The organism is Actinokineospora sp., assembly GCF_050699995.1.
Lineage (GTDB): Bacteria > Actinomycetota > Actinomycetes > Mycobacteriales > Pseudonocardiaceae > Actinokineospora.
Genome location: NZ_JBOHGC010000578.1, coordinates 1 through 2,448, shown reverse-complemented (window position 1 = coordinate 2,448; position 2,448 = coordinate 1). Strand labels below are relative to the sequence as shown.

Below are 2,448 nucleotides of genomic sequence, written 5' to 3'. Positions count from 1 at the left end.
TCGTGCTGAAGGGCCCGCGTCGCGGGCAGCCGCTCAGCGCCGCGGGGATCGACGAGATCATCTCGGGAGCGCGCGCGCGAGCGGGCTTGGAACGCCTGACCTGCCACCAGCTCCGCCACACGTGCTTCACCCGGCTCCGCGAGGCGGGCATGGCCTTGGAGGCGATCCAGGCGCAGGCCGGGCACCGCTCGATCGAGTCGACCCGCATCTACCTGCACCTCGCCAACGACTGGCTCGCCGCCGAGTACCGACGAGCGTCAGAGGCGATCGACGCGCAAGCGCTGGTGGTCGACTGATGCCGGCCGCGCTCAGGCTCAGCCCGGTTGGCGAGGACCATGTCATCAGCTTCATCGAGGCGCACCACACCGCCGGCATGAAGCCGTGGGCCTCAACGATCCAGGCGGCTCGGACCTGCTGTGGACGTATCGATCGGGCTGGCGGCTGGGACTCGATGACCTTCGACGAGCAGTCCGAGACGACGCGGCGGGCGCCTCGGTTCGTTGCCTGGCTCCTCACCACCCAGCGGATGCAGGCCACGGCCACGGTGATCACTCAGGCCGATCTGCGGCTCGGGATTGCCGCCCGTCGATGGAACCCGACCGGCCACGCGTGGTTCGTCGAGGTGTGCGCGCCCCTGGGTGTGAGCCCGGACGACATCGCGCTGCAGTGGTCCACCCTGGCCAAGGTCACCGCCGTGACCGGCACCGCCGCCGAGGCGGTCACAGGCGCTGACTTCGAGCTGGCCCGCGTCCAGTTCCTCGACGCGTTCGAGCGCCGCGGCACCCCTTCGGCGGGCAGGAACATCGCGTCGATCTTCCATCGGCTCCAACTCACCTTGTTCCACGCCGGTCGGCTCGACACCCACCGGCGGCCGATGTCGAGGCCGCCCGTGTCGGTGACGGGCTGGATGGTCGTCGCCCCCGGGTTCGCGAACGTGGCTCGCCGCTACGTCGCCCAGGTCGATCTCAGCCTGCGTCCCGCGACGGTGAAGCACATCGAGTCCGATCTGCGCGAGTTCGGCACCTGGCTCGCCGACGCCCATCCCGACGTGGCCAGCTGCGCCGAGCTTGAGCGCCGACACATCGAGGACTACAAGACGTGGGTCTCGGCCAAGCACGGGCGCTACACCGGCAAACCGTTGAGCCGGATCAGCGTCAAGAACCGGCTGATCAACCTGCACTGCTTCTTCGACCGGATCACCGAGTGGGGCTACCCGAACCCGCCGCAACGGCCGCTGATCTTCAGCGGCGACCTGCCCATCGTCGACAAGCCGCTCCCGCGCTTCCTTGATGACGCCGCCGCCACCAAGCTCATGCGGGCCTCGCGTGCCGACGCTGACCCGCTGTCGCGACTGATCGTCGAGCTGCTGGCCCGCACCGGCATCCGCAAGAGCGAACTGCTCGGGCTCACCGTCGACGCCGTCGTGCAGATCGGCTCCGCGTTCTGGTTGCGCATCCCCGTCGGCAAGCTCCACAACGACCGCTACATCCCGCTGCACCCCCAGCTCAAGGAGATGCTCGACGACTGGATCGCCAACCACCGGCCCGCTGGGCTGCGCTCGGACCGGCTCCTGCTCGAACGCAACCGGCCCGTCACCGCGCTGCGGGTCACCACCGCGCTGAGCCGCCTCAGCCACGAGGCCGGGATCGGTCACGTCACCGCCCACCAGCTGCGACACACGCTGGCCACCCAGGCCATCAACCGCGGCATGAGCCTCGATGCCATCGCCGCGCTGCTCGGCCACAAGACGCTGGCGATGACCATGATCTACGCCCGCATCGCCGACAGGACGGTTGCCGAGGAGTACTTCGCTGTCACCGAGAAAGTCGAGGCCCTCTACGACCAGCCCCGCCAGCTTCCCAGCGACGACGAAGGCGCTGAGATGCGCAAGCTCCGCGGCGAGATGCACCGCCGCATGCTCGGAAACGGCTACTGCGCCCGTCCCGTCGAGATGGACTGCCACTTCGAGTCCATCTGCGAGAGCTGCACGTTCTTCGTCACCACCATCGAGTTCCGACCAACCCTGCGAGCCCAGCGTGACGACGCCGAGCGCAAGGGCCAGGTCGGCCGCCAGAAGGTCTTCGACAGCCTCCTCGACCGCCTCGAGGGCGAGGCGTCATGACGAAGTTCTTGACACGATCACCCGCATAAGTTCAATCTGAAACGGCTCCATAGCAGTCTCGGCTACCTCAGCCCCGCCGACTACGAAGCCACCATCCGCCAGGAGGCCACCCCCAAAGCGGCATGATCACCACATCAACCCTGTCCGCCGAACCGGGTCAAGCTCAGTCGGCCGTCGGCCGAGACGGTGACGATCCAGAAGTTGCGGTTGGCCATGAGTCGCTCGGCCGCCCACGACCACGGCAGCGGCTCCCACGACGGGGTGTCGACCCCGTAGTCGGGCATGTGCGGTCGCTGCCCCTCCGGCTCGTCCACGGCGGGCGACCC

2 protein-coding genes and 1 pseudogene are annotated in these 2,448 nt (G+C 68.5%); 2 read left to right on the top strand and 1 reads right to left on the bottom strand.

Annotated elements, in window-relative coordinates:
* Positions 1-296, top strand: a 296-nt coding sequence (locus ACRDSQ_RS28090) for a tyrosine-type recombinase/integrase (RefSeq protein ID WP_431425173.1), incomplete at its 5' end; no start/stop codon positions are given.
* Entirely contained in the window at positions 296-2,122 is a 1,827-nt protein-coding gene (locus tag ACRDSQ_RS28085) for a tyrosine-type recombinase/integrase (RefSeq protein WP_431425171.1), read from the top strand. The genes ACRDSQ_RS28090 and ACRDSQ_RS28085, both read left to right, overlap by 1 nt.
* Positions 2,123-2,256: 134 nt before the next feature.
* Here the strand turns inward: ACRDSQ_RS28085 and ACRDSQ_RS28080 are convergent.
* A pseudogene (locus ACRDSQ_RS28080) lies at positions 2,257-2,448 on the bottom strand (hypothetical protein); the annotation flags it as partial.